Source organism: Mesorhizobium sp. M7A.F.Ca.AU.002.02.1.1 (genome assembly GCF_003998535.1).
GTDB lineage: Bacteria > Pseudomonadota > Alphaproteobacteria > Rhizobiales > Rhizobiaceae > Mesorhizobium > Mesorhizobium ciceri.
The window spans coordinates 1-1,258 of the sequence record NZ_RZPB01001185.1 but is presented as its reverse complement, the minus strand read 5'-3'; the positions used below and the strand labels follow the sequence as shown (position 1 = coordinate 1,258).

The 1,258-nt window shown below is 69.2% G+C and carries 1 protein-coding gene; it reads right to left on the bottom strand.

Features of this window, described 5'->3' with window-relative positions; translation table 11 throughout:
• Positions 1-1,258 (bottom strand): FAD-dependent oxidoreductase (locus EN879_RS36305; protein ID WP_348631527.1); only part of this gene is annotated, 1,258 nt, incomplete at both ends.

Here is a 1,258-nt window from a genome sequence, read left to right as displayed (position 1 = left end):
GGCCGCAGCCAGCCGCCATATTCCTGGAAGACAGCGCCGCTGGCGCGATGGACGTTTTCGAGCGGCAGCCGCCGTACCGGCGCCATCAATTCACCGACGCGCGCGCCGGCAAAGCTTGCCAGCGGCACCGGCGTGAACGGCGGCCGGTAGGTGGTGGTGCCGACCTCCGGCACCGTGCGGCCGGTAATCCCTGCCATCAGCGCCAGCCCGGGCAGGTTGGAGGTCTTGCCCTGGTCGGTCGCCATGCCGAGCGTGGTGTAGCGCTTCAGATGTTCGACCGAGACGAAGTTTTCGCGTGCGGCCAGCTCGACGTCCTTCACCGTCACGTCGTTCTGGTAGTCGATCCAGATGCGGCCTTTCGAGCCCGGCATCGGCCAGGCCGGGAGAATGCCGTCCGTCGCCTCCGGCCCGGTGCTGCGTGGTGTTGCCGCGTTCTCCTTGCCGGCGAATGCCTTTTCCACGCCGGCAAACACCTCCGACAAGGAGACCGCGCCGGCTGCGGCGCCGACCACGGCGATACCGCCGACCGGTTCGCCCGGCAGGAAGGCCGCGCGCGCATCGCTCCAGGCGAGCTTGCCCTTGGCCTGGCCGAAGAGATGGATGGTCGGCGTCCACCCGCCGGAGACCACAACGCAATCGGCATCGAACCTCGTGCCGTCGTCGAGCGTCACGCCGTCGACGCGCAGCTTGCCGCTGGCGGATGCGAGAGAACGCCCCTTGATCAGCCGGACATTGGCCGCCGCCGCAGGCGCGCCGTCACGCCGGATATCGACAAGCCTGACTTCGGCGCCAACCTCGGCAAGCGCCCCCGCCACCTCATAGGCGCTGTCATTGTTGGTGGCGACGATGATGCGGCGGCCGACCAGCACAGCGTGGCGCCGGAGATAGGCGAACGCCGCATCCGCCGACATGATGCCCGGCAGATCGTTGTTGGCGAAAGGCAGCGGCCGCTCGATGGCGCCGGTCGCCAGCACGATCTGGCGCGGCCTGACCCGCCACAGCGTATCCGGCCGGCCGTCGAGATGACGCTGGTTCAGCCCGACCAGATTGTGGTCGTAAATGCCGAAGGCGGTGGTCGAAGGCAGGATGAGGTGACCGCCAGCGGCAAGCCCGGCAATCGTCTCCTTGCCCCATACGGCCGCCGGCTTGCCGTCGATCTCCGCGGCACGATGGCCGAGCGATCCGCCGGGGCTCTGCTGGTCGTCGACCAGTGTGACGGTCAGGCCAGCACCGGACGCCAGCCCTGCCGCCGCCAGCC